21 protein-coding genes are annotated in these 24,536 nt (G+C 71.0%); 11 read left to right on the top strand and 10 right to left on the bottom strand.

The window, feature by feature from the left end; genetic code table 11:
• Positions 1 to 140: 140 nt before the first annotated feature.
• Positions 141 to 3,572, top strand: coding sequence for an endo-1,4-beta-xylanase (locus SS2_RS14290; protein WP_083942268.1), 3,432 nt, complete (start codon positions 141 to 143; stop codon positions 3,570 to 3,572).
• Positions 3,573 to 3,733: 161 nt separating this feature from the next.
• Here SS2_RS14290 and SS2_RS14285 read toward each other — a convergent pair whose 3' ends face one another.
• Together SS2_RS14285 and SS2_RS14280 are read right to left on the bottom strand one after the other, a co-directional pair.
• Complete coding sequence (locus SS2_RS14285) at positions 3,734 to 4,597, bottom strand: pentapeptide repeat-containing protein (protein ID WP_066465251.1); 864 nt, start codon at positions 4,595 to 4,597, stop codon at positions 3,734 to 3,736.
• Between the two features lie 60 nt (positions 4,598 to 4,657).
• A complete protein-coding gene (locus SS2_RS14280) occupies positions 4,658 to 6,049 on the bottom strand; it encodes an NAD(P)/FAD-dependent oxidoreductase (protein WP_066465250.1) in 1,392 nt (463 codons plus the stop codon).
• A gap of 164 nt (positions 6,050 to 6,213) precedes the next feature.
• On the opposite strand from SS2_RS14280, the gene SS2_RS14275 reads away from it, so the two are divergent.
• On the top strand, positions 6,214 to 8,154 hold the full coding sequence (locus tag SS2_RS14275) for a heavy metal translocating P-type ATPase (RefSeq protein WP_066465249.1): 1,941 nt from the start codon (positions 6,214 to 6,216) through the stop codon (positions 8,152 to 8,154).
• On the opposite strand, the gene SS2_RS14270 is transcribed toward SS2_RS14275, so the two are convergent.
• The 3 genes from SS2_RS14270 to SS2_RS14260 all read right to left on the bottom strand — a co-directional run bounded on the left by SS2_RS14270 (position 8,151) and on the right by SS2_RS14260 (position 11,682).
• A complete protein-coding gene (locus tag SS2_RS14270) occupies positions 8,151 to 9,800 on the bottom strand; it encodes an FAD-binding dehydrogenase (RefSeq protein WP_174523205.1) in 1,650 nt (549 codons plus the stop codon). The two genes, SS2_RS14275 and SS2_RS14270, sit on opposite strands and share 4 nt — an antisense overlap.
• Positions 9,801 to 9,901: 101 nt before the next feature.
• Positions 9,902 to 10,717, bottom strand: a complete 816-nt coding sequence (locus tag SS2_RS14265; protein ID WP_066465247.1) for an ABC-2 transporter permease family protein — start codon at positions 10,715 to 10,717, stop codon at positions 9,902 to 9,904.
• On the bottom strand, positions 10,717 to 11,682 hold the full coding sequence (locus tag SS2_RS14260; protein WP_066465245.1) for an ABC transporter ATP-binding protein: 966 nt from the start codon (positions 11,680 to 11,682) through the stop codon (positions 10,717 to 10,719). Before SS2_RS14260 ends, SS2_RS14265 begins: the two co-directional genes overlap by 1 nt.
• A gap of 302 nt (positions 11,683 to 11,984) precedes the next feature.
• Between SS2_RS14260 and SS2_RS14255 the strand changes: the two genes are divergently transcribed.
• The 6 genes from SS2_RS14255 to SS2_RS14230 all read left to right on the top strand — a co-directional run bounded on the left by SS2_RS14255 (position 11,985) and on the right by SS2_RS14230 (position 17,617).
• Positions 11,985 to 12,833, top strand: a complete 849-nt coding sequence (locus tag SS2_RS14255) for a Bax inhibitor-1/YccA family protein (protein ID WP_066465243.1) — start codon at positions 11,985 to 11,987, stop codon at positions 12,831 to 12,833.
• Positions 12,834 to 12,884: 51 nt separating this feature from the next.
• Positions 12,885 to 13,289 carry an FKBP-type peptidyl-prolyl cis-trans isomerase gene (locus tag SS2_RS14250; protein WP_066465241.1) on the top strand — a complete coding sequence of 135 codons (405 nt, stop codon included), beginning with the start codon at positions 12,885 to 12,887 and terminating at the stop codon, positions 13,287 to 13,289.
• Between the two features lie 205 nt (positions 13,290 to 13,494).
• A complete protein-coding gene (locus SS2_RS14245; RefSeq protein ID WP_157607356.1) occupies positions 13,495 to 14,448 on the top strand; it encodes a hypothetical protein in 954 nt (317 codons plus the stop codon).
• Between the two features lie 19 nt (positions 14,449 to 14,467).
• Positions 14,468 to 15,865 (top strand): cystathionine beta-synthase, encoded by a 1,398-nt coding sequence (locus tag SS2_RS14240; RefSeq protein ID WP_066465238.1) that lies wholly within the window; start codon positions 14,468 to 14,470, stop codon positions 15,863 to 15,865.
• A 145-nt stretch (positions 15,866 to 16,010) separates the two neighbouring features.
• Positions 16,011 to 17,216 (top strand): cystathionine gamma-synthase, encoded by a 1,206-nt coding sequence (locus SS2_RS14235; protein ID WP_066465846.1) that lies wholly within the window; start codon positions 16,011 to 16,013, stop codon positions 17,214 to 17,216.
• Positions 17,213 to 17,617 carry an Rdx family protein gene (locus SS2_RS14230; RefSeq protein WP_083942267.1) on the top strand — a complete coding sequence of 135 codons (405 nt, stop codon included), beginning with the start codon at positions 17,213 to 17,215 and terminating at the stop codon, positions 17,615 to 17,617. Before SS2_RS14235 ends, SS2_RS14230 begins: the two co-directional genes overlap by 4 nt.
• Positions 17,618 to 17,693: 76 nt before the next feature.
• Here the strand turns inward: SS2_RS14230 and SS2_RS14225 are convergent, their stop codons facing one another.
• Positions 17,694 to 18,113: a DUF5997 family protein gene (locus tag SS2_RS14225; RefSeq protein ID WP_066465236.1), complete on the bottom strand. Its 420-nt coding sequence runs from the start codon at positions 18,111 to 18,113 to the stop codon at positions 17,694 to 17,696.
• A 40-nt stretch (positions 18,114 to 18,153) separates the two neighbouring features.
• Between SS2_RS14225 and SS2_RS14220 the strand changes: the two genes are divergently transcribed.
• Positions 18,154 to 19,041, top strand: coding sequence for a LysR substrate-binding domain-containing protein (locus SS2_RS14220; protein WP_083942266.1), 888 nt, complete (start codon positions 18,154 to 18,156; stop codon positions 19,039 to 19,041).
• On the opposite strand, the gene SS2_RS14215 is transcribed toward SS2_RS14220, so the two are convergent.
• Both SS2_RS14215 and msrA read right to left on the bottom strand, forming a co-directional pair.
• Positions 19,038 to 19,478, bottom strand: a complete 441-nt coding sequence (locus SS2_RS14215; RefSeq protein WP_066465231.1) for a VOC family protein — start codon at positions 19,476 to 19,478, stop codon at positions 19,038 to 19,040. The two genes, SS2_RS14220 and SS2_RS14215, sit on opposite strands and share 4 nt — an antisense overlap.
• A gap of 124 nt (positions 19,479 to 19,602) precedes the next feature.
• A complete protein-coding gene (gene msrA, locus SS2_RS14210) occupies positions 19,603 to 20,274 on the bottom strand; it encodes a peptide-methionine (S)-S-oxide reductase MsrA (RefSeq protein ID WP_066465229.1) in 672 nt (223 codons plus the stop codon).
• Between the two features lie 188 nt (positions 20,275 to 20,462).
• Here msrA and SS2_RS14205 point away from each other — a divergent pair, with 188 nt between their 5' ends.
• The gene (locus tag SS2_RS14205) at positions 20,463 to 21,890 is read left to right on the top strand and encodes an AI-2E family transporter (protein WP_083942265.1); all 1,428 of its coding nucleotides are present in this window, start codon (positions 20,463 to 20,465) and stop codon (positions 21,888 to 21,890) included.
• Positions 21,887 to 23,128, top strand: coding sequence for a threonine ammonia-lyase (gene ilvA, locus SS2_RS14200; protein WP_066465228.1), 1,242 nt, complete (start codon positions 21,887 to 21,889; stop codon positions 23,126 to 23,128). The genes SS2_RS14205 and ilvA overlap by 4 nt, the downstream gene beginning before the upstream one ends.
• Positions 23,129 to 23,263: 135 nt before the next feature.
• Here ilvA and greA read toward each other — a convergent pair whose 3' ends face one another.
• Positions 23,264 to 23,746: a transcription elongation factor GreA gene (gene greA / locus SS2_RS14195; protein WP_066465226.1), complete on the bottom strand. Its 483-nt coding sequence runs from the start codon at positions 23,744 to 23,746 to the stop codon at positions 23,264 to 23,266.
• A gap of 271 nt (positions 23,747 to 24,017) precedes the next feature.
• Entirely contained in the window at positions 24,018 to 24,479 is a 462-nt protein-coding gene (locus SS2_RS14190; protein WP_066465224.1) for a DUF4307 domain-containing protein, read from the bottom strand.
• Between the last annotated feature and the right edge of the window lie 57 nt (positions 24,480 to 24,536).

Raw genomic sequence — 24,536 nt, 5'->3', positions numbered from 1 at the left:
CGAGGGGGCTCCGGGGTGGGATGTGCTGACGAAACTTTCGACTCCATAAATCTGTGCGGAGGGGTCTTGCGCGGGTGAAAAGGCCCACGTAGGGTGCCCTTTGTCCAGTGTAGGGCATCTAACTCGCAAAGGAGCGTGTTGTGATCCAGCCCGCAAGAACCGAAAGTTTCGACGAGGGCCAGGTTCCGCGCCACGCGCGCGGACGCCGACCGGCCTCCGGGCGACGCAGGACGGCCGCCTTCCTGGCAGCCGCTGTGGTCGCCGCACCACTCGGCATCCTGCCGATCGCCGCCGCCCAGGCGGCGGACGTCACCATCCTCAGCAACGACTTCGAGGCCGTGACCGACCCCTGGGTCGCCCGGGGAGGCACGACCACCGTCGCGCTGACCCCCGAGGGGCACGAGAGCGACAGCAGCCTGCTCGTCTCCGGCCGCACCGCCACCTGGCACGGCGTCGAGACCGCCCTCACCGACCTCCTCGCCCCTGACCAGGCGTACGAGTTCTCCGCCTGGGTGCGTCTCGCCGACGGCGAGACGGCCGACACGGTGAAGTTCACCGTCGCGCAGACGCCGGAGGCCTACACGACCGTGGCCGAGGCGCCTGAGCTGACCAGCGATGCCTGGGTCGAGATCTCGGGCACGTACACGATGCCCGCCGGAACGACGAACGCCATCCTCTACGCCGAGGCGACCAGCGCCGAGACCGACTTCATGATCGACGACGTCGTCCTCACCGGCCCGGAGCGTCCCGCCGACGGCGGCGAGACCCCCGCCCCGGGGGTGGGTGTCGGACTCGACAACGACTTCGAGGCCGCTCTCGGAGCATGGGGCGTGCGCGGTTCCGGCACGGCCACCGCGACGCTCGACGCCGACGGGTACGACGGGACTCAGGCGGCCCTCGTCTCAGGTCGCGACCAGGCATGGAACGGTCTCGCCGCGGACGTCACCGGGATCTTCGAGCCCGGACGTGTCCACACGATCTCGGCCTGGGTGAAGATGGCGGCCGGGGCGGACCCCGCCGACATCCGTCTGAGCATCCAGCGCGACCTCGAGGGCTCGGACACCGCCTACGACACGATCACCACCGTGACCGGCGTCACGAGCAGCGCATGGAAGCGCGTCACCGTCGCGTACCCGATGGCCCCTGCCGACGAGGCGCTCCTCTACTTCGAGACGACCGCCGGGACGGGATCCTTCCTCGTCGACGGCATCACGGCCACCACCGTCCAGCGCGGTGTCCAGCTGGACATCCCGTCGCTGCAGGACGAACTTCCCTGGCCCATCGGTGTCGCGATCGACGAGCGCGAGACGGTCGTCCCGGCATCCACCCTGGTGACGAAGCACTTCAACCAGATCACCGCCGAGAACTCCATGAAGCCGGAGGCGATCCAGCCCACTGAGGGTGTCTTCACCTTCGACGCCGCCGACCGTCTCGTCGACTTCGCGGTCGCGAACGACCTGCGCGTCTACGGACACACGCTCGCGTGGCACAGCCAGACACCCGCCTGGTTCTTCCTCGGTGCCGACGGTCAGCCCTTGACGAGCAGCGCGGCCGACCAGGCGATCCTGCGCGACCGCCTGAAGACTCACATCGACACCGTGGCCGGCCACTACCGGGAGAAGTACGGCGAGTTCGGCACCGCAGGCAACCCGATCGTCGCGTTCGACGTCGTCAACGAGGTCATCGACGAGTCCCAGTCCGACGGTCTGCGTCGTAGCCGCTGGTTCGACGTCCTCGGGGTCGAGTTCATCGACCTCGCGTTCGAGTACGCCGATAAAGCCTTCAACGGTGGTGTCGCGGACGGTCCCGTCACCCTCTTCATCAACGACTACAACACCGAGCTCCCGGGCAAGCGCCAGGCGATGGTCAACGTGGTCCAGGGTCTGCTCGACCGGGGTGTCCCGGTGGGCGGCATGGGACACCAGTTCCACGTCAGCCTCGCCACGCCGATCGCGCAGATGAAGGCGAGCATCGACGCCTTCGCCACGCTCGGTCTCGAGCAGGCCGTCACCGAGCTCGACGTCGGCATCAACGGCGCGCCGACCGCGGAGCGCCTCGTCCAGCAGGGCTACTTCTACGCGGACCTGTTCGACATGTTCGGTGAGTACCCGGACCTGTTCGCCCTGACCCTCTGGGGACCGGACGACTCGCGCACGTGGCGCACCGACGAGTACCCGCTCCCGTTCGACGGCAACCTGCAGGCGAAGCCCGCCTACTGGGGCATCGTCGACCGCAGCGAGCTGCCGGCACGCACCCAGCAGGTCACCGTCAACCAGGCCGACCTCACGGTCGGGGACGGCGTCGTCGACGACATCGAGTGGGCACTGCTCCCGCTGACGCCGATCACCTCCGGCGGGGCCGGGACCACCGGGTTCCAGCTGCGCTGGGACGACGGCCGTCTCCTCGCCTACGTCCAGGTCCAGGACGACACCGACGACGCCGGCGACACGGTGACGCTGTTCGCGGGCGGCACGACGCTCGAGGTCGCTCGTGACGGCTCGACGGCTGGCACCGAGGTGCGCAGCACGCCGACCGGCTACGTCGTCGTCGCCGAGCTGCCCGTCGAGGGCGCCACCATCGGCTCCTCCGTCCCGTTCGACGTCCGCGTCGCGGACGGCGCGACGGGGGACCTCCTCTCGTGGAACGACCCGTCCCACAACCAGGAGAACGGTTCCGCGCTCGGCACGGCGGTGCTCGTCGAGCCCGTCGGCTACGTCGCGATCCCGCGTGCGGCGAGCCCCGTGACGATCGACGGTGAGATCGAGGAGGCCTGGGCCGGCGCCGCTGTCGTGTCGACCGACACCCAGGTCGAGGGGGAGGCCGAGGGCGGGGCGAGCGCCACGGTCCGCGCCCTGTGGACCGACGGCGTGCTGCACCTCCTGTTCGAGGTCACCGACGACGAGCTCGACAAGTCGGCCATCGACGCCTACCTGCAGGACTCCGTCGAGTTCTTCGTCGACCCGGCCAACGCCAAGTCCGGGCCGCTCAACCCGGGGGACGGCCACTACCGCGTGAACTTCGACAACGAGCAGTCGTTCGGTGGTGACCCCTCCGTCACCGGCGACAACCTCGAGAGCGCGACGACGATCACGGAGACGGGGTACATCGTCGAGGCGTCCATCCAGCTCACCGAGCCGGAGGCCGTCGCGCTCGCCGCAGCGGCCGAGGACGGCCCGTTCATCGGTGTCGAGCTCCAGGTGAACGACGCCACGCCAGGCAGCACGGCACGCACCTCGGTGCGGTCGTGGAGCGACCCGACGGGCAGGTCCTACCAGGACACGAGCCGGTGGGGAGTGGGGCAGCTCGTCGACACCCTCGACGTCGAGGTCCCGGTCGACCCGGCGGATCCCGTCGTGCCCGGCGACGAGGACCCGGCGGCCGAGACGCCGGTCGTCGACCCCGCCGGACCGCAGGCTCCGGGCGCCGGGAACACCACAGGAGGGGCCCCGAGCTCTGGGGCGCTCGCCATCACCGGCGCTGAGATCACGGGCGTGCTCCTCGCCCTGACGCTGCTCGTCGGCGTCGGCTCTGCCCTCGTCTGGTACCGACGCCGGGTGAGTACCGGTGCGTAGGTGGTGACACCTGCCGTGCCGTGAGGACACCGTGGGCCCTGACCTCGTCCGAGGTCAGGGCCCACGGTGCGTCAGCGGACCGGGGTCGCCGCGATCGCAGGCCGACCATCTCGACCGCTGCCGCACCGATCCCGGAGCGCGTGGGAGGCGGTCGCAGGTGGTCAGCGGGGGCCGTTCGCGGTCCAGTGCTCCGCCAGCTCCAGACCGCGGGGCAGGCGCGTGGTCGCGTCGCCCCGGGCCGCAGTCACCTGCGGCTGGGTGAGGTAGAGCGCGTCGGTGAGGTCCGCCCCTCGCAGGTCGGCGTCCCGCAGGTCCGCGCCGATGAGATCCGCCCAGCGCAGGTCTGCCCCGCGCAGCGCAGCGCCGATGAGGTAGGCGCCACGCAGGTTGGCCCCGCGCAGGTCAGCGCCTGCGAGCCGGGCGCCGATGAGGTCCGCCCCGCGACGGTTCTTCGGCTTTCCCGGCGCGCAGGCGCGCACGAGGTCGCTCGCCTGGAGGAGCAGGACGTTGACCTCCTGGCGGTAGGCGTCGACGTCGAGGGCGAGCAGTGCCTCCGGTCGGCTGCCAGCGAGGTCTCGGGTGCGCGCCGACGCCGCGTGCAGATCGGCATGGATCGGCGCAGTCGCCTCGCGGGTGAGCGCGTCATCGAGGTACCAGAGGAGCTCGTGCAGGTGCCGGACGATCGGGAAGACCTCGAACATCTCCGTCATCGTGGCCGGTGCCTCGCGCCAGCTCACCCCGGAGTAGGTCACCTGGGCGACGTGCTGACCGGCGCCGAAGCAGTCGTAGACGGTGCACCCGCGGAACCCGCTCGGTCGCAGCTTCGCGTGGATCCCGCAGCCGAAGGTCTGCTCCAGGTTGGGGCACGGGGCGCCGGCGGCCTTGGTGATCGCGAAGTCGGCGGACTTGGCGAAGGGGAGTGCGACGCAGCACAGACCGAAGCAGCTCGAGCAGTCCCCGCGCAGTTCACCGCGCTGGTTGCCGTGGTCGGCAGCAGCCGGGCTGGTGGTGCGGTCGGTGGTCACGCTTCTCCTCGTCGCAGCGGGTCGCCGGCGCCAGCGAGCGGGCCGGACGGTCCCAGTCTCTCACCCCGCCGGCACGAGGTCGGCCAGCGGGGTGGCGGGGTCCGTGAGGCGCTCGACGTCGACAGCACCCCCGGAGGCGATGAGGGCGTCGATCGTCGGGTTGACGTCCCAGACGTTGACGTTCATCCCGGCCACCACCCGCCCGGTCGACCCCGTGGGGCGCGCCAGCCCCTCAGAACCGGGCGCGCCCCCGGCCCACCGTGCGCCCGTCGGGCCCCCTGCCCCCGTCGGACCGTCGAGGACCACCCAGAAGGCGATGAACTCCCCGCTCGCCCGGTCGCCGCGATAGACGACCTTCGCCTGCTTCATGAGCGGGCCGTACCCGGAGAGCTCCATGCCCAGGTCGAACTGGTCGGTGTAGAAGTACGGCACCCGGTCGTAGCTGACCGCCTGACCGAGCATCGACCGGGCCGCCGCAGCGCCCTGGTGCTCGGCGTTGGCCCAGTGCTCCACGCGCAGGTGCTGACCCAGCACCGGGTGGAAGGCGCGGGCGACGTCGCCGGCAGCCCACACGTCCAGCCCGGCGCTCAGGCTCGCGTCCACGACGATGCCGTCGTCCTCGACGAGCCCTACCCCGCGGGCCAGGTCGGTGTTGGGGACCGCCCCGATGCCGACGACGACGACGTCCGCCGGTACCTCCTCGCCGTCGTGCAGAAGCACCCCGGTCACTGCGCCGTGCCCGCCGTGCGGTGCGTGCAACGACCCCAGGTGCAGGCCTTCGTGGGCGCCGGTGAACCCGGTCACCTGGACCCCGGTGCGCAGGGTCACGCCGTTGCGTCGGTGCACCTGCGCGAAGTATGCACCGATCTCGGCCCCGAGCGCCGCCTGCAGCGGGACCTCGTCGCGGCTGAGCACCATGACCTCGTTGCCGTAGCCGCGGGCTGCTGCGGCCACCTCGAGACCGATCCACCCGGAACCGATCACGACGACGCGCCGCCCGCCCACCTGCAGCGCGGTGCGCAGCTCTTCCGAGCTGGGCAAGGTCCGCAGGTAGTGCACGCCGGTCAGGTCCGGGAAGGCATCGCCCGGCAGCCGGCGCGGTGACGCGCCGGTGGCCAGCAGGGCGCCGGAGTATGGCAGGCGGGAGTGGTCGTCCAGGGTGAGGACGTGCTCGGCGACGTCGATGCTCGTAGCGCTGCGCCCCCGCAGCAGCTCTACCTCGTGCTCGGCGTACCAGGCCTGCGGCTCCACCCAGGTGTCCTCGCGATCAGCCGTGCCGGCGAGGAACTCCTTGGACAGGGGCGGGCGGATGTAGGGCACCTCGTCCTCCGCGGCGAGCAGCACGAGCCGCCCGTCGAAGCCTTCGCCGCGCAGGGTGGTCACCGCGCTCGCACCGGCGAGACCGCCGCCGATCACGACCACGGTGTCTGACGTGCGCTGGCTGGCGCTCATGGCTGCTCCTGACTGTTGTGATCCATCGTCGCAACACCTGACAGGCGCGCAAGTTCTCGGGTGTGGTTAGCCTTTCTTTACATTGTCGAATTGCCTTCGAGGCGTAAGAAAGGACAGCCTGTGCTTGCTTGAAAAGAATGTCCGCCGCCGCTTATAAAGGAATCATGAGTCGTATTCTCGGCATTGTTCGTCGGTATCCGGTCGTCGCCCTCACGTTCTGCGTCGCGATCCTGGCGCTGGCGCTGGCGACCGGGGGAGCAGGCGGGACCCAGGCCGCCCGCTGGGTGGTGAGCGTGTTCGCGGTGCTCGTCGCGCTGCGTCAGAGCTCATCCATGATCGGCGACATCCGCCGGGGCGTGTGGGGGATCGACATCCTCGCGGTCACCGCGATCCTGGCGACCGTGGCGGTGGGGGAGTTCTGGGCGTCCTTGCTCATCGTCCTCATGCTCTCCGGCGGTGAGGCGCTCGAAGACTTCGCCGCCGGGCGCGCCCGGCGCGAGCTCACCCACCTCCTGGACCGGGCGCCGCGGCTGGCGCACGTGGAGAGCCCAGACGGACGTGTGACAGACTGCGCCGTCGCCCAGGTGGAGGTCGGTCAGACCCTCGTGGTCAAGCCCGGTGAGATGGTCCCGGTCGACTCGGTGGTGGTCACCGCGACGGCCTCCTTCGACGAGTCCTCGATCACAGGCGAGAGCCTTCCCGTCGACCGGCAGGCCGGGGAGAAGGTCCTCTCCGGTGCGGTGAACGGACCGCACCTGGTCCGGGTGCGCGCCGCCGCGCTGGCCGCGGACTCCCAGTACCAGCAGATCGTCGAGCTGGTCGAGTCGGCCTCGGGCAGCCGGGCGCCCTTCGTCCGCATGGCCGACAGGTACGCCGTCCCGTTCACCGCCTTCGCCTATCTGCTGGCCGTTGCGGCCTGGTGGGCGAGCGGCGACCCGGTCCGCTTCGCCGAGGTGCTCGTCGTCGCGACGCCGTGCCCGCTGCTCATCGCGGCCCCGGTGGCCTTCATCGCCGGGATGAGCCGGGCCGCCAAGAGCGGCATCATCGTCAAGGACGGCGGTACCCTCGAGCGGCTGGCACGGGTGCGCACCGCCGCCTTCGACAAAACCGGCACCCTGACCCACGGAACCCCGCGCATCGCCCGGGTGCTGCCCGTCGGCGCGGTCACCGCCGACGAGCTCCTTGCCCTCGTCGCAGCTGCCGAGCAGTTCTCCGCGCACGTGCTGGCGCGCGCCTTCGTCGAGGAGGCGCGTCGCCGCGGGCTGGAGGTCGACCAGCAGGCCCTGGTCGAGGAGGTCCCTGGATCGGGTCTGCGCGCCACGGTCGGTGGCCGGCACGTGGTGGTGGGCACCGCCACCTTCGTCGCCGAGAGCCTGGGGACCGCCGCCGGGGAGCTCGCCGGCCTGACCGACACGGACCTGGTCGGCGGCGAGACGGCCTCCTACGTCGCGGTCGACGGTGCACTCTGGGGCGTGATCGTGCTGGCGGACGAGCTCCGCGCGGACGCGCCCGCCACGCTGCGCGAGCTGGAACGGCTCGGCATCACCGACACCCTCATGCTCACCGGCGACTCCCAGGCCACCGCCGAGCACGTCGCTGCCGAGCTCGGCCTCACGGACGTGCACGCCGAGTGCCTGCCCAGCGACAAGGTCGCCGCGGTGCAGGCCGTGTCCCGTCGCCCGGTGATGATGGTCGGCGACGGGGTCAACGACGCCCCCGTGCTGGCAGCCGCGGACGTCGGGGTCTCGATGGGCGCACGCGGCGCGACGGCGGCGAGCGAGTCCGCGGACGTCGTCATCATGGTCGACGACCTCGTCCGGGTGGCGACGGCGGTCCAGATCTCCCGGCGGACCATCCGCATCGCGGTCCAGAGCATCGGGATCGGGATCGGCCTCTCCGTGATCCTCATGGTGCTCGCGGCCTTCGGTGCCATCCCGGCGATCGTGGGCGCCGGCCTGCAGGAGCTCGTCGACCTCGTGACCATCCTCAACGCCCTGCGCGCCCTGACCGGACCAGCCGCGGTCCGTGGGCCGGTGCGCCCGCCCGCCGCGATCACGGCGCCGCGAGGACCGGACGCGGTGGACATCGAGCGGACGGCGGCCTAGCGCCCGGCGGCCGCTCGCCCGGCTTGGCGCCCGGAGAAGAGGCACCCGCCGAGGAAGGTGCCCTCGAGGGAGCGGTAGCCGTGCATCCCGCCACCGCCGAACCCGGCCACCTCCCCGGCTGCGAAGAGCCCCGGGACCGGTGCGCCGGCGTCGGACAGGACCCGGGCGGACAGGTCGGTCTCCAGGCCGCCGAGGGTCTTGCGGGTGACGACGTGCAGGCGCACGGCGATGAGCGGACCGTTGGCCGGGTCGAGGATCGGGGCCGGGGTGGCCACCCGGATGAGCTTGTCGCCGAGGTAGGCCCGGGCCCCGCGCATCGCGGTGATCTGCAGGTCCTTGGTGAAGGTGTTGACCACCTCGCGGTCGCGCGCCTCGACCACCGAGCGCAGCCCGGCCTCGGTGATGAGGTCGTCCCCGGTCACCCGGTTCATCCCCGCGACCAGCTCGGTGAGATCGTCGGCGACGACGAAGTCCACCCCGTCGCGCTTGAACGCCTCGACCGGGGCGGTGGCGCCCTTCTTCAACCGGCCGAGCACACCGGTGATCGAGCGTCCGGTGAGATCGGGGTTCTGCTCCGAGCCGGAGAGCGCGAACTCCTTCTCGATGATGGCCTGGTTGAGCACGAACCAGCTGTAGTCGTGCCCGGTGGTGCGCAGGTGCGCGAGGGTCCCCAGGGTGTCGAAGCCGGGGAAGAGCGGCACCGGCAGCCGGCTCCCGGTCGCGTCGAGCCACAGCGAGGACGGGCCGGGCAGGATGCGGATGCCGTGATCAGGCCAGATGGGGTCCCAGTTGGTGATGCCCTCGACGTAGTGCCACATGCGGTCGCGGTTGATCACCCGACCCCCGGCGGCCTCGGTCAGGGCGAGCATCCGCCCGTCCACGTGCGCGGGGACACCGGTGATCATGTGCTCGGGCGGGGTCCCGAGCCGGTCCGGCCAGGCTGCCCGGACGAGGTCCTGGTTCCCCCCGATGCCGCCGGAGGTGACGATGACCGCCCCGGCGCTCAGCTCGAAGTCGCCGACCACCTCGCGGGTGGAGGGGGCCCCGCGCGGGGTGGTGCTGCGCGCGAGGCGCGCTCCGTGCACACCGGTGACGGCGCCGTCGTGCACGGTGAGGCCGTCCACGCGATGGCGGAAGGCCATCGTGATGCGGCCGGCCGCGGCGTGGTCGAGCAGGCGGGCGACGAAGGGCTCGCAGATCCCGGGCCCGGTGCCCCAGGTGATGTGGAAGCGGGGCACGGAGTTGCCGTGCCCCTGGGCGGTGTAGCCGCCGCGCTCGGCCCAGCCCACGACGGGGAAGAAGCGCACGCCCATGGCGTGCAGCCACGCCCGCTTCTCGCCTGCGGCGAAGTCGAGGTACGCGCGAGCCCACTGGCGGGGCCAGTGGTCCTCCGGTCGGTCGAAGCCGGCCGAGCCGGTCCAGTCCTGCCAGGCCAGCTCGGCGGAGTCGGAGATCCCCATCCGGCGCTGCTCGGGGGAGTCCACGAGGAAGAGCCCGCCGAAGGACCAGTAGGCCTGCCCGCCCAGGGACTGCGGCCCCTCCTGCTCGACGACGGTCACCGCCCGGCCCGCGTCGGCGGCCTCGGTGGCTGCGACCAGCCCGGCGAGACCTGCTCCGACGATGATGACGTCACTGGCATCAGACATGGCGCCCAGTAGATCGTGCGCGAGCCGATGCGGCAAGCGGTCGATCTGCTGGGCGCCATGAAGGGGCGACGGGGCGTGACGGCGCGTGACGCCGACCTGCGTCAGGCGTCGCGGCGCTTGATGAGGATCGCTGCCACGACCGTGGCGCCCACCGTCCACGCCACGAGGATCGCGAAACCGGTCCACGTGGAGTGCACGCCCATGTCCGGGGGAGCGAAGGCGGAGTCACCGACGCTGGGCAGGTACTTCACGAGCTCCTTGAGCGGATTCCACGGGATGAGCGGCAGGAAGGTGGGGAGGATGAGCAGCAGACCGACGATGATCGAGATCCCCGCCGCTGTGTTGCGCACGATCGCCCCGACGGCCAGGGAGAACATCGTGAGGAAGGAGAGGTAGAGAGCGGCGCCCACGAGCATCCGCAGCACCTCTGGGTCACCCAGCCTCGCGCCGAGGGTGGTCGAGGACAGGATGGCCTGGACGAGGGCGAAGGCGAGCAGCACGGAGATGAAGGAGACCACGAAGGAGGCCACCCCGAGCACGACGGTCTTGGCCAGCAGCGCCGGGACCCGGGCGGGGGCGGCGCTCAACGTGGAACGGATCATCCCGGTGGAGTACTCCGACCCGATGCCGATGACCCCCAGGACGACGTAGACGAGCTGGGCGAAGTAGACGCCCACGATCGCGGCCATCACCCCGACCGGGACGTTGGTTCCCCCGAAGACGTCCTCGCTCTTGGACGCGAAGGCCATGATGGCGGCGAAGCCGATGACGAGGACCACCGCGACGGACATCGACCAGATGGTCGAGCGGACCGTGAAGAGCTTGATGGTCTCGCTGCGCAGCAGCCGGGGGAAGGTGACGTTGAACCGCGTCGTGGTGGGGCTGGGTGCGGGACGGGTCGGGGTGGCGGTGCTCATCACTTTCCTCCGATGGCGGTGGTGCTCGGGCGTGCGGGGGCGGGCGCCGGCGCCGGGTGGGTGGGAGTCGAGTGGTACTCGACAGAGTCGGCAGTGAGCTCCATGTAGGCGTCCTCCAAGGTGGACTCCACGGTGGTCAGCTCGTGCAGGACGAGGCCGGCCGAGGCGGCCAGCTCGCCGATCTGGACGGCGCTGCTGCCGTTGACGTAGAGCAGCCCGGGCTCGGAGCTGGTCACCTGAGCGCCCGACGGCGTGATGAGCTCGGCGAGCTGTGCGGCCTGCGGGCTGCGCACCCGCACACCGTTGCCCGACGCCGCCGCGAGGATCTCCGAGACCGGGGCGTCGGCGAGGATCGTGCCGCGGCCGATGACGACGATGTGGTCTGCCGTCATCGCCATCTCGCTCATGAGGTGGCTGGACAGGAAGACCGTCCGCCCCTCGTTCGCCAGGGACCGCACCAGCTGGCGGACCCACATCACGCCCTCGGGGTCGAGGCCGTTGACCGGCTCGTCCAGGATCAGCGTCTTGGGGTTGCCGAGCAGCGCGACGGCGATGCCCAGGCGCTGGCCCATGCCGAGGGAGAAGCCGCCGACCCGCTTCTTGGCGACCGAGGTCAGCCCGGTCATCTCGATGACCTCGTGCACCCGGGAGACCGGGATGCCGTGGGTGGCGGCCATCGCCCGCAGGTGGTTGTAGGCGCTGCGGCCGGTGTGCACGGCCTTGGCGTCGAGCAGCGCGCCGACCTCGGTGAGGGGGGAGCGGTGCGCGCTGTACGGCTTGCCGTTGACCGTGACCGATCCCTGGGTGGGACGGTCCAGGCCGACGATCATCCGCATGGTGGTGGACTTGCCGGCGCCGTTGGGGCCGAGGAATCCGGTGACGATCCCCGGGGCGACGGTGAAGGTGACGTCGTCGACTGCGGTCTTGTGCCCGTACCTCTTGGTGAGGCTGTGTACCTCGATCATGTCGTTCTCTCTTCCGTGGGGGCGCCGGCGCAACCGGTGCGAGGCGACATGTCCATCCTTCAAGCATCACGGCTCGGTCGCCACCGCCATGTGGCCGATCTTGAGTCGGCCACCTGGCTAGTTCCGTGCTGACCTGCGAGAGGGTGGCCCGTGGCCTGGCGGGTGCGGTCCAGTCCCGCGCTCTGGGAACGTTGGCGGCGTGTTGTACGTTGTCTACTCTTGAAGAGCACAAACATCCGGCCAGCGAGGATCCCTCGGCTGGCGCCACGGCGTCGGACCGGAACCGCGACCAGGAGGCACGAGTGGGAAACCCAGTCTTTGCTAACAGCGACGTGTTCGGCGGTAAGTCGAACGGAACGACGCTCAACGGCGCGCCGCTGAACGGCGCACCCGCCGGGCAGGCGCCCCAGTACGGGCAGTACGGAGCCGGCTACGCGGCTCCCGACGCCGCGACGCTGGGCACGATGTACGACGCGCCCTCGGCAACCCCCGTCCAGACCGGACGGCTCACCTACGACGACGTCATCATCAAGACCGGTGGGCTGCTCGCGCTGCTCGTCGCCGTCGGCGCGGTCACCTGGGTGACCATGCCGCAGCTGTTCTGGGCCGGTGCGATCGTCGGTCTGGTCCTCGGTCTGATCAACGCCTTCCGGCGCGAGCCCAGCCCGGTGCTCATCGTGGGCTACACCATCGCCCAGGGTGTGTTCCTCGGCGGGATCAGCGCGTTCTACGAGTCGCAGTGGAACGGCATCGTGCCCCAGGCCGTGCTCGCCACGGTCTGCACCTTCGCCGCCTGCCTCATGCTGTTCCGCTCCGGACGCGTGCGCGTCACGCCGCGGTTCACCCGCTGGCTGCTGTTCGCGATGGTCGGCTACCTCGTCTTCTCCGTCATCAACCTCGTGCTGATGTTCGCGAACGTCGGTGGCGGCGAGTTCGGCCCGCTGCGCAGCGGCGGCTGGGGGATCGTCATCGGTCTGATCGCGGTCGGCCTGGCTTCGGCCTCGCTCATCGTCGACTTCGACGCCATCCAGCGCGGTGTGCGCAACGGCGTCCCCGCCAAGTTCGCCTGGTCGGCAGCCTTCGGCCTCATGGTCACGCTCATCTGGCTGTACCTGGAGTTCCTGCGGCTGCTGGCGATCCTGCGCAACTGATTCACCACACCATCGTCTTGAGCACGACCAACCAACGAGAGGTACCGACACATGTCGATCGAACTTCCCCAGGCCACCGGTGGATTCGGCGAGAAGCCGCAGATCACCTTCCCCGCCGGTGACGCCCCCGAGGGCCTGCAGGTCAAGGTCCTCGTCCAGGGTGACGGCGCAGAGGTTGCCGCCGGAGACAACATCGTCGTGCACTACCTGGGCCAGTCCTGGGGCGGCGAGGTCTTCGACAACTCCTACGACCGCGGTGCCACGATCGACTTCCCGATCGGGCTGGGTGCTGTGATCGGCGGCTGGGACCAGGGCCTGGTCGGTCAGCTCGTCGGCTCCCGCGTGCTGCTCTCCATCCCGCCGGAGCTCGGCTACGGCCAGCGCGGCGTGCCGCAGGCGGGCATCGGCCCGGGCGCCACGCTCGTCTTCGTCGTCGACATCGTGGGCGTCGGCTGACCCTCACCCCTCGTGCCTGCTGTGTGGCCGTCCTCCCTCTGGGAGGGCGGCCACACAGCGTCTGAGGACGCTCCGCCCCTGGGACGGCCATCCACCTCTCGGCCGAAAGTACGACGAGGAAATCAGTCTGTGGTGTGATGCCAGCGCGGGCATGATGCGACAGGCTGTACCGGTGAACAGGCGTCTGGGGGCTTTTATACGGTTGGTGTCAGCAGTGCTGAGCGGCGCTGTGGCCACGACCGTGCTGGCTGGCTGCGCCGAGGCGGAGTCCATGGTCCCCCTCGAACCGGTCGCCGACTCCTCCAGCCGCACGCAGGTCCAGGCGCAGACGCAGGCCGACAGGCTGGTGCTCATGCTCCAGGCGCTCGAGGACCGGTACACGCTCCAGCCCGCCGTCCCCGTACGGACCCTCCCGGACGAGCCACAGGCCGCCCCGACGCTCCTGGACGCGTCGGCCGATCCGACCGAGGTCCCCGAGCAGCTCTCCGAGCACCTCAACCTCGACAGCCAGCCCCGGGCCTTCGTCCAGGCGCAGGCCTCCTATCTCCAGTCTCAGGCGACCTCTCTCGCAGTCAGCGCGGACACCCAGACGTGGCCCGTCGCGGTCACCGTCGAGGCCACCGACGTCGCGGTCGTCGGGTCCACCCCGGACGGGACGCCGGTGGCTCGGGTCATGGTCGCCACGACCTCGCACCACGCCGAGGGCCCCAGCACGGTCACCTCCGCCGGGTACGCCCTCTCGTGGGCCCCCGGTCGCAACGTCGACGCGAGCGGCGCGACGGTCACAGGCCCGTCCTTCGACGGCACGCGGCTGGTCTCGATCCAGCCGCTCTACGGTCAGCCGGACCGGCCCGCCCTGGACAGCGGCCTGGGACCGCGGTCTCCCAGCAACGCGGTGCACACCTACGTCCGGGCGATCACCCATGGGTCCAGCGCGAACATCTCCTCGATGGAGGGGACCGTGCGCTCCTCCGACGACTTCCGGGCCGTGCTCAAGGAACGGCTGATGGCCGGCCCGCGCTACACGGTCGTCGAGCTGCCCGCCGCGCGCTTGGGAGCCGCGCACGTCCTCTACGTGATCCAGGAGGACGTGCCCGGGGCGCTGCGCCTGGACGTGATCCTGGGCCAGGACGGACCCACGGTGGTCCCGCGGCTGTGACGGTCGCTACCGTGGGGACATGAGATACGCCGAGCATGTCAGCGAGCTGGTCGGGAACACTCCTCTGGTGAGGCTGGGGGCGGTGACCGAGGGCCTGTCGGCGACGATCTTGGCGAAGGTCGAGTACGTCAACCCCGGCGGGTCGGTCAAGGACCGCATCGCGCTGAAGATGATCGAAGAGGCCGAGGCCAGCGGAGCGCTGCGCCCGGGCGGCACGATCGTGGAGCCGACGTCGGGCAACACCGGCGTCGGGCTGGCGCTGGTGGCCCAGCGCAAGGGCTACCGCTGCGTCTTCGTGTGCCCGGACAAGGTCTCGGTCGACAAGCGGGACGTGCTCAAGGCCTACGGCGCGGAGGTGGTGGTCACGCCCACCTCCGTCGCCCCGGACCACCCGGACTCCTACTACTCCGTCTCCGACCGGCTGGTCACCGAGATCGAGGGCGCCTGGAAGCCGAACCAGTACTCCAACCCGGCCGGCCCCGCGAGCCACTACGAGACCACCGGTCCGGAGATCTGGGCGGACACCGACGGCCGCGTGACGCACTTCGTCACCGGAGTGGGCACCGGCGGCACGATCACCGGGACGGGACGCTTCCTGCGGGACGTCTCCGCAGGCCGCGAGGGCGGTGAGGTGCACGTGGTGGGCGCGGACCCGGAAGGCTCGGTCTACTCCGGCGGTACCGGGCGGCCCTACCTCGTGGAGGGAGTCGGCGAGGACTTCTGGCCGGCGGCCTACGACCCCACCGTCCCGCACGAGATCATCGCCGTCTCCGACGCGGACTCCTTCACCATGACCCGGCGCCTGGCCCGGGAGGAGGGCCTGCTGGTGGGCGGCTCCTGCGGGATGGCTGTGGTCGCCGCGCTGCGCCTGGCACGGCGACTGCAGGAGGAGGACCCGGCCGCTGCGGCCGAGGCGGTCATCGTCGTGCTGCTGCCCGACTCCGGTCGGGGGTACATGTCCAAGATCTTCTCCGACTCCTGGATGCGGTCCTACGGCTTCATCGGCGCTGAGCAGGGCGTCACCGCGGGGGACATCCTGCGTGGCAAGTCCGGGGCGCTGCCGGACCTCGTGCACACCCATCCCACCGAGACGGTGCGCGACGCGATCGAGATCCTGCGGGAGTTCGGCGTCTCCCAGATGCCCGTGGTGCTCGCCGAGCCCCCCGTGGTCATCGGTGAGGTCGCCGGGGCGGTCAGCGAGCGCGAGCTGCTCGACGCCGTGTTCTCCGGGGCGGCCGCGCTCACCGACACCGTGGCGCCGCACATGTCTGCCCGGCTCCCGCTCATCGGGGCGGGGGAGCCGGTGGACACCGTCCGCACCGCCCTGCAGTCCGACGACGCCGTCATGGTCATCGACGGCGGCCTCCCGGTAGGCGTCCTCACCCGCCACGACCTCCTCGGCTTCCTCGCCCACTAACCCCACCACCCACCCACACGCCCCCGCCCCGGGCGCCCGCTGAGTGCACGATTATGCACGCGACACGCCGGGGCGACACGCGCTTTTTCGTGCACTCAGCGGAGGGGGGTCTTGGGGTGGGGGATAGCCTGGGTGGGTGACGAACTTGAGTGAGCACCCAGACTGGTCCGCGGCCGGCTTTGCGACGCGGGCGATCCATGCCGGGCAGGATCCCGACGCCGCGACCGGCGCCGTCGTCCCGCCGATCTACCAGGTCTCCACGTACAAGCAGGACGGCGTGGGCGGTCTGCGCGGGGGGTATGAGTACTCCCGCTCGGGCAACCCGACCCGCACCGCCCTGGAAGAGGCGCTGGCCTCGGTCGAGCTGGGCTCGCGGGCCTTCGCCTTCTCCTCGGGGCTGGCGGCCGAGGACACGCTGCTGCGCGCCGTCATGCGCCCCGGCGGGCACCTGGTCATCCCGGACGACGCCTACGGCGGCACCTACCGGCTCGTCTCGAAGGTGCTGGCCGCCTGGGGCATCGACTTCACCCCGGTCAACACCTCCGACCCGGTCGCGGTCGCCGCGGCGATCCAGCCCGGCCGCACGGCCGTGGTGTGGGTCGAGACGCCGTCCAACCCGCTGCTCGGGGTGAGCGACATCCCCGCGCTGGCCGAGGTGGCCCACGCCGCCGGTGCGCTGCTCGTCGTCGACAACACCTTTGCCACCCCCGCCCTGCAGCGCCCGCTCACCCTCGGCGCGGACGCCGTGGTGCACTCCACCACCAAGTACATCGGCGGGCATTCCGACGTCGTGGGCGGCGCCGTGGTCACAGCGACCGGGGCGGTGCTGCCCGGGGGAGCGACCGGCCCGACCGGGTCCCAGACCCTCGCCGACGCGGTCGGCTTCTTGCAGAACGCCGCCGGCGCGATCGCCGGGCCCTTCGACTCCTGGCTCACCCTGCGCGGGCTGAAGACCCTCGGGGTGCGGATGGAGCGGCACAGCCAGAACGCCGGGGAGGTCGCACTCTTCCTCGAGGCCCACCCGCACGTGGCCTCCGTGCTCTACCCGGGCTTGCCCAGCCACCCCCAGCACGCCCTGGCCGCCCGGCAGATGTCAGCCTTCGGCGGGATGATCTCCTTCCGCACCGGGTCCCTGGACAGTGCGCTCGACGTCGTCTCCCGCACGAAGTTCTTCACCCTCGCGGAGTCCCTCGGCGGGGTGGAGTCGCTCATCGAGCACCCCGGGAAGATGACGCACGCCTCGGTCGCCGGGTCCGTCCTGGAGGTCCCCGACGATCTCGTGCGGGTCTCGGTCGGCATCGAGGACGTGGCAGACCTGCTGGCCGACCTCGAGCAGGCGCTGGCCCGATGACCACCACCACGAGCGCCGACGACGACGCCGTCGCCCAGGCGATCAGCCTGACCCTCGAGACGCCTGCGCCCGAGCCCAAGGCGCGGGTCCAGATCACCTACTGCACGCAGTGCAAGTGGCTGCTGCGCGCGGCGTGGATGGCCCAGGAGCTGCTCACCACCTTCTCCGACGACCTCGCCGAGGTGGCGCTCGTGCCCGCCACCGGCGGGGTGTTCCGCATCGCCGTGGGCTCGGAGACCATCTGGAACCGCAAGGTCGACGGCGGCTTCCCGGAGATCACCGTGCTCAAGCAGCTCGTGCGAGACCGGGTCGCCCCCGGGCGCAGCCTCGGTCACTCCGACGCCGGTGGCGGCGCTCCGGAGTCGGCGGAGTCGGCGGGGGCTGGGTCGCAGCGGGGCTGACGGACGCACGAACGGCCGGCACCCTTCAGGGGAGCCGGCCGTTCGGTCGTGCGGGACGTGCGTCGTGCGTGTGCGGTCAGGAGCGACCGGAGGTGCCGGCGCGGCGCTCGGCCTTGGCAGCGAGCTTGGCGTCGCGCTCGCGGACGCGCTCCTCCTCGGCGAGGACCTCGAGCTGGATCTTGCGCTCGCGGACGAGCCAGTCCGGCTCCTCCTCGCGCAGCTCGTTGATCTCGTCGGTGGTCAGCGCCTCGGTCACACCGCCGCGGGCCAGGCCCGCGATGGAGACGCCCAGACGGGCGGCGACGATGGGACGCGGGTGCGGTCCGTTCTTGCGGAGCTCGACGAGCCACTCGGGCGGGTTGCTCTGCAAGGCGTTCAGCTCGTCGCGGGAGATCACGCTCTCCTGGAACTCCTGGGGTGTCGCAGGCAGATACACGCCCAGCTTCTTGGCCGCGGTCGCGGGCTTCATGGTCTGGGGGGTCTTCTGGGACGTCATGGTCTAAGGGTATCGACCTTTCGGCGGGTAGCCTGACTGTGTGCACAACGACCCTCAGGACGACCCGCAGGACGCCACCTCCCCCGCAGCCCCCCAGCAGCCCGACGAGGCGTCCCAGGACGAGCAGACAGGCCCGGACGCGCCCGCCGGGCCGGTGTTCCGGCTCGCCTTCGCACCCGGGGTGACTCCGGCGAAGTGGGTCGGCGTCTGGCGCGACCGGCTGCCCGACGTGCCGCTCACGCTCGTCCCCGTCGACGTCACCGACCGCGGCGCGACGCTGCGCTCAGGCGAGGTGGACGCCGGTCTGCTCCGCCTGCCGCTCGAGCAGGACGGCCTGAGCGTCATCCCGCTGTACACCGAGATCCCCGTCGTCGTGGTCCCCGTCGACCACGCGATCGCCGCCTTCGACGAGGTGAGCGTGCTCGACCTCGCGGACGAGGTGTTCCTGCACCCGCAGGACGACCTGCTGGAGTGGGACACCACTCCCGGGAAGCCGGCCCTCGAGCGCCCGGAGACCACGGCGGGGGCGATCGAGCTCGTGGCCGCGGGCATCGGCGTCGTCGTGGTGCCCCAGTCGGTGGCCCGGCTGCACCACCGCAAGGACCTCACCTACCGCCCGGTGACCGGCGCCCCGTCCTCCCGGATCGGCTTCGTCTGGGTCGAGGAGAACATGACCGACCTCGTCGAGGAGTTCATCGGGATCGTTCGCGGCCGCACCGCGAACAGCTCACGGGGCCGCGTCGCCGCCGCCAAGCAGGCCGAGGAGACCAGCGCGAAGACGTCCGCGCCCAAGGTGCGGACCAAGGCCCAGGAGAAGGCCGCGGCGGCCCGTCAGGCAGCGGACCGCAAGGCCGCCGGGGCTCGCAAGGCCGCCGCCCGCGGCGGCAAGCTCACCGGCAAGCGCCTGGGCAAGCGCGGCAACCGCTAGGCAGGCTCGGAGCCCGGTTCACCCGTCTCGGCGGCGGGCTCGGCCGTCCGGGGGTCCGTCCACATGATCTCCCACCCATGACCGTCGAGGTCGCTGAAGGCCCGCACCTCCATGGACACCTCGGGCAGGTGCAGCTCGGTCCCCCCGGCGGCGACCGCGGCGTCCACGAGAGTGTCGACGTCGGCACGGGTGGGAGTCGTGAGCCCGATGAGCATCTGCGTCGTGCTCGAGGCGTCGGCCACGGGCTTGTCGGTGAAGGTCTCGAAACGGTCCCGGCGGAGCATCATCGCGAAGATCGAGTCGCTGAACGCCACGCACAGCGCTGTGTCGTCGCTCAGCTGCTCGTTGAAGGAGTAGCCCAGCGTCGACCAGAACGTCCGCGAGGCGGTGATCTCTGCGACGGGAAGGGTGACGAAGATCGTCGGGTGAGTGGTCATTCTTCGAGGCTAGGCCCAAGCCCTCGGGCCGTCGCGTCCAGCGGAGCCGGGCGCGGGTGGGCCCGCCGGTCACGCAGACCGGCGGACCGCAGGCTCAGACGCCCTCAGACGCCCTCAGACGCCCTCAGACGCCCTCTGGCACCGCGCAGGCCACGCCGGTGGAGTGCACCGGGCAGTAGCCGTTGGGGTTCTTCGCCAGGTACTGCTGGTGGTAGCCCTCGGCGTAGTAGAAGGGACCGGCCTCCTGCGCCGGGCGCAGGTCCGTGGTGACCTGACCGAATCCGCGCTCGGCGAGGCTCGCGCCGAAGGTCTCGGCGGTGCGCCGGGCGAGGGTCTCCTGCTCCGGCGTCGTCCAGTAGATCGCCGAGCGGTACTGGGTGCCCACGTCGTTGCCCTGGCGGAAGCCCTGGGTGGGGTCGTGGGACTCCCAGAAGTGGCGCAGGATCTCCGCGTCGGAGATCACCGCGGGGTCGTAGGCCACCATGATGGCCTCGGTGTGCCCGGTCATCGCGGTGCACACCTCTTCGTACGTCGGGTACGGCGTGAAGCCGCCCTGGTAGCCGGCGGCGGTGGTCACGACCCCGGGCAGCTGCCAGAACTCCTTCTCGGCGCCCCAGAAGCAGCCCAGGGCGAGGTAGATGACACGCGTGCCCTCCGGCCACGGGCCCGCCAGCGGCGTCCCGAGGACGGCGTGCGTGGTGGGCACGGTGTACGACGGCGCAGACCGCCCGGGGAGGGCCCGGTCGGGGGTGACCATGGTCGTCTTGAGGGACGAACCGAACAGCGAGCCGAACATGAGACCTCCGCAGTAGTGAATCTTTGGGGGAGTTCTCCCCATGAGTGCGAACACCAGGAGTGTTCTGGCTGTTCCCTGGCTCGAGGAGTCGTAGCCTTGCAGGTGCGCTCGTGCATGTCAGCACGGCGCACCAGGACTCAGGCCACCGTCCTGACGAGAAGACACTCCGACGAAGGGCAGCGCACCCGATGGGCGTCGATCCACAAGGCACCACCGATCCGCAGGACGACGCCGCGCCGCAGGGCGCGGCCGCCGACCCCACGCCGGCCTCTGACACCAGCACCTCCAGCACCACCTCGACCACCACCGCTGACGGCGTGGTCCACAACGGCACGACCGCCCGGGTGACCTCACAGACCCTCGGGGCGGCGACCGGAGCCAAGCACCGCGTCGGCGCCGACGCGGTGGCCCCCAGCGTCCGGTCCGCAGCTGCCTGGTCCTGGCGCTTCCTGACCATCGCCGCCGGCCTCGCCCTGGTGTTCTGGCTCATCAGCATCTTCAAGGTCATCGTCATCCCGGTCGCGATCGCGCTGTTGCTCACGGTCCTGCTGCAGCCGCTCGCCGCCTTCCTGCGGGTGCGTCTGCGCTTCCCGGTCGCGCTGGCCGCGACCACCTCGGTGGTCGGACTGGTCGCGGTGATCATCGGGCTCATCGTCCTCGCCGGCAACCAGATCATCAACGGCTTCGCCGACCTCTGGGACAAGGCTGCCGAAGGGATCCAGCAGGGGCTCGACTGGCTCGCCAGCGGGCCGTTCGGGCTGGAGGCCGTCTCCATCGACGCCTACATCGACGACGTCGTCGAGGCGATCGAGAAGAACAGCGGGACGCTGGTCTCCGGCGCGCTGTCGGTGACCACGACCGTCGGCCAGGTCCTCGCCGGCGCGGTCATCGCCTTGTTCTGCACGTTGTTCTTCCTCATCGACGGGCGCCGGATCTGGAGCTGGGTCGTCGGGCTGCTGCCCCGCCACACGCGTGAGCGCACCCACCAGGCGGGCCGGCGCGGTCTGGTCACGCTGGCCTCCTACGCCCGCACGCAGATCCTGGTGGCCTTCATCGACGCGGTCGGCATCGGCGTCGGTGCGGCGATCCTGGGGATCCCGCTGGCTGTGCCGCTCGGTGTGCTCGTCTTCATCGGGTCCTTCGTGCCCTTCGTCGGCGCGATCGTCACCGGCGCCATCGCGGTCCTCGTGGCGCTGGTCGCCAAGGGCTGGGTGGCCGGGCTCATCATGCTCGGCATCGTCCTGCTGGTGCAGCAGATCGAGTCCAACGTCCTCCAGCCCTGGCTGATGGGTCACGCCGTCTCCCTGCACCCGGTCGCCGTGCTGCTCGTGGTCACCGGCGGCACGCTCGTCGCCGGGATCGTCGGGGCGCTCTTCGCGGTGCCGATCGCAGCGGTCCTCAACACCGTGGTGCTCTACTTCCACGGTCATGACAAGTTCCCCGAGCTCGGCTTCGAGGACCATGTGAACATCCGGCCCGCCGGGAGGCGTGCGGTGATGATCACCAGCGCCGAGCGCCTCGTCGGCGACGGCCCCACCGACCAGGGCGGGACGGGCATCACCGCCCTCGACAAGTTCCTGTCCAAGCTCCCGCGCACGCCCAAGGGAAACTCATGACCCACGACCCACAGGTCGCTGTCCGTCGCTCGCACCTGCGCGTAGGGATCGACGACATCCGTGAGGCCGCGACCATGCTCGAGGGTGTGGTCACGGTGACCCCGGTCGAGCGTTCCAGCGCGCTGGCCTCCGTGGTCGGCGCACCGGTGTTCCTCAAGTGCGAGAACCTCCAGCGCTCCGGGTCGTTCAAGCTGCGCGGCGCGTACGTGCGGATGGCGCGGCTGACCGAGGAGGAGAAGGCCCGCGGGGTGGTCGCGGCCAGCGCCGGCAACCACGCCCAGGGCGTGGCCCTGGGGGCTCGCCTGCTCGGTATCCGGGCGGTCGTGTACATGCCCACCGACGCGGCCCTGCCCAAGATCGCGGCGACCCGCGAGTACGGCGCGGAGGTGCGCCTGGTGGGCACCTCGGTCGACGACGCGCTCGCCGCCGCCCACGAGGAGTCCGTGCGCAGCGGTGCCGTGCTCATCCACCCCTACGACCACGAGGACGTCGTGGCCGGTCAGGGGACCATCGCCCTGGAGATCCTTGAGCAGGTGCCCGACGTGCGCACCGTCGTGGTGCCGGTCGGCGGTGGTGGGCTCGCCGCCGGGATCGTGGCGGCCTTCGCCGAGATCGCCCCGCACGTCACGGTCGTCGGGGTGCAGTCCGCCCGGGCGGGCGGGTACCTCGGGTCGCTCGCCGCGGGGGTGCCCACCCGGGCGACCACCGCCTCCACGATGGCCGACGGCATCGCGGTGAGCACGCCGGGGCACGTGCCCTTCGAGATCATCCGCGACGGTGGCGCGCAGATCCGCACCGTCTCCGAGGAAGACATCTCCCGGGCGCTGCTGTTCATCGCCGAGCGGGCCAAGCTCGTCGTCGAGCCGGCCGGGGTGGCCGGGGTCGCGGCGCTCATGGCCTACCCGGGGGAGTACGAGGGCCCCGTGGTCGCGGTGCTCTCCGGCGGCAACATCGACCCGCTGGTGCTGCTGCGGGTGGTGCGCCACGGCCTGGCCTCCGCCGGGCGCTACCTGCAGCTGCGGGTGCGCCTCATCGACCGGCCTGGGGCCCTGGCGGGTCTGCTGCAGGACCTCGCCTCCTCGGGTGGCAACGTCATGCATGTCGATCACGTGCGCACCGGGGTGGACCTGGCGATCGACGAGGTCGAGGTGACCATGCAGGTCGAGACGAAGGGCCCCGAGCACTGCGCCGCCCTCCTCGACCACCTGCGTGCCGAGGGGTACAGCCTCAGCGAGTAGCGCGGCGCCCCGGCGGCGCCGGGTCCACGACGGCGGATGCACGGCGCCGGGTCCACGACGGCGGATGCACGACGGCGGGGCCGCACCGGATCGTCCCGGTGCGGCCCCGCCGTGGTCGTGCAGTGCTGCTGGAGGTCAGCCCTCGTAGGGCTTGGCGTTGATGACCTCGACGTCGATCTGCTTGCCGTTCGGCGCCGTGTAGCTGGCCTTCTCGCCGACCTTCTTGCCGTGGATCGCGGCACCGAGCGGGGAACGCTCGGAGTAGACGTCGATGTCCGCCGTGTCCGCGATCTCGCGCGAACCGAGCAGGAACACCATCTCGTCACCGCCCACGAGCGCCGTCACGACCATGCCCGGCTCGACGACACCGTCGTCCTCGGGAGAGCCGATCCGGACCGTGCGCAGCTTCGCGGTGAGCTCCTTGATGCGGGCCTCGTTCTTGGCCTGCTCCTCGCGCGCGGCGTGGTAGCCACCGTTCTCCTTGAGGTCGCCCTCGTCGCGAGCCCTCGCGATACGGTCGATGATCTCGTCCCGGCCCTCTCCGCTGAGGTGCGCGAGCTCGGCCTGGAGTCGGTCGTGTGCCTCCTGCGTCAGCCAGGTGACGTTCGTCTCGGTCACAGGTCGCTCCTTCCTTGCTTAAGAACCTAAGACACGCTGAATGTGTCCGTAGTGCATCGGGTGTGGTCTTCTCGCGCGGGCCCCTGTGCTGCAGTAGACGTCAGCAGGAGTGGGCCGATGGCGTACTGGGTACGCTGCGGCACTGCCCCCGGCTTCAGTGCATGTGCCGTGACCAGGCGATGAAGAATCGCCAGATCGCTCACCGGGTCAGCGTCTGAATAGAGCAGTGTAGCAATTGCCTCGTCGCAACGGCCAGACCTCGGCGAACAGGTCAGTCGCTGAGCTCGCAGGACTCGATCACCGCGGTCACGGCGAGCTCGGTCGTGGCGATGTCGACGGTGAACCGGGCTTCTCCCACGTCGGAGGGGCCGATGGTCACCGTCTTGGTCCCCACCTGGGCGTAGTTGGTGTTGAGCGCGTTGAGCGTGCACACCACCGTGGCGTCCTTGGGCTTGGCGACGTTGAAGGTCATCTCGACCACCTCCGAGCTCTTCACCGCGTAGGAGACCTCCTGCCCCCGCACCGAGCTGCCCGGGTTGCCGAAGGACAGGTAGGCGGCGCCGGCGACGCCGACGGCGATGCCGGCCACGGCGCCGGCGATCTTGAGTCGGCGCGAGCGCGGGTTGGGCGCCGGTGCGTACCGGGACCCCGCGTGGGCGTCAGCGGCCACAGCGTCCACAGCGGGATCGTGGTCGGGGGTGAGGGCGGGGCTGGGGTCGAGCTGCTCGGGCACGGCGTGCGCCTTTCCGGCGGGTTCTCGTCCGCCAGAGTGCAGACCTGACGGTCTTCT

This window comes from Sanguibacter suarezii NBRC 16159 (assembly GCF_001552735.1).
In the GTDB taxonomy this organism is placed as follows: domain Bacteria; phylum Actinomycetota; class Actinomycetes; order Actinomycetales; family Cellulomonadaceae; genus Sanguibacter; species Sanguibacter suarezii.
Note: the sequence above shows the minus strand (reverse complement) of the source record. Positions and strands in the feature narration are given on the sequence as shown.

Excerpts from the sequence above, each read along its gene's own strand:
- SS2_RS14280 (WP_066465250.1), bottom strand. The coding sequence starts at position 6,049 with ATGAGCGCCAGCCAGCGCACGTCAGACACCGTGGTCGTGATCGGCGGC.
- SS2_RS14275 (WP_066465249.1), top strand. The coding sequence starts at position 6,214 with ATGAGTCGTATTCTCGGCATTGTTCGTCGGTATCCGGTCGTCGCCCTC.
- SS2_RS14270 (WP_174523205.1), bottom strand. The coding sequence starts at position 9,800 with ATGTCTGATGCCAGTGACGTCATCATCGTCGGAGCAGGTCTCGCCGGG.
- SS2_RS14265 (WP_066465247.1), bottom strand. The coding sequence starts at position 10,717 with ATGAGCACCGCCACCCCGACCCGTCCCGCACCCAGCCCCACCACGACG.
- SS2_RS14260 (WP_066465245.1), bottom strand. The coding sequence starts at position 11,682 with ATGATCGAGGTACACAGCCTCACCAAGAGGTACGGGCACAAGACCGCA.
- SS2_RS14250 (WP_066465241.1), top strand. The coding sequence starts at position 12,885 with ATGTCGATCGAACTTCCCCAGGCCACCGGTGGATTCGGCGAGAAGCCG.
- SS2_RS14240 (WP_066465238.1), top strand. The coding sequence starts at position 14,468 with ATGAGATACGCCGAGCATGTCAGCGAGCTGGTCGGGAACACTCCTCTG.
- SS2_RS14230 (WP_083942267.1), top strand. The coding sequence starts at position 17,213 with ATGACCACCACCACGAGCGCCGACGACGACGCCGTCGCCCAGGCGATC.
- SS2_RS14225 (WP_066465236.1), bottom strand. The coding sequence starts at position 18,113 with ATGACGTCCCAGAAGACCCCCCAGACCATGAAGCCCGCGACCGCGGCC.
- SS2_RS14215 (WP_066465231.1), bottom strand. The coding sequence starts at position 19,478 with ATGACCACTCACCCGACGATCTTCGTCACCCTTCCCGTCGCAGAGATC.
- msrA (WP_066465229.1), bottom strand. The coding sequence starts at position 20,274 with ATGTTCGGCTCGCTGTTCGGTTCGTCCCTCAAGACGACCATGGTCACC.
- SS2_RS14205 (WP_083942265.1), top strand. The coding sequence starts at position 20,463 with ATGGGCGTCGATCCACAAGGCACCACCGATCCGCAGGACGACGCCGCG.
- ilvA (WP_066465228.1), top strand. The coding sequence starts at position 21,887 with ATGACCCACGACCCACAGGTCGCTGTCCGTCGCTCGCACCTGCGCGTA.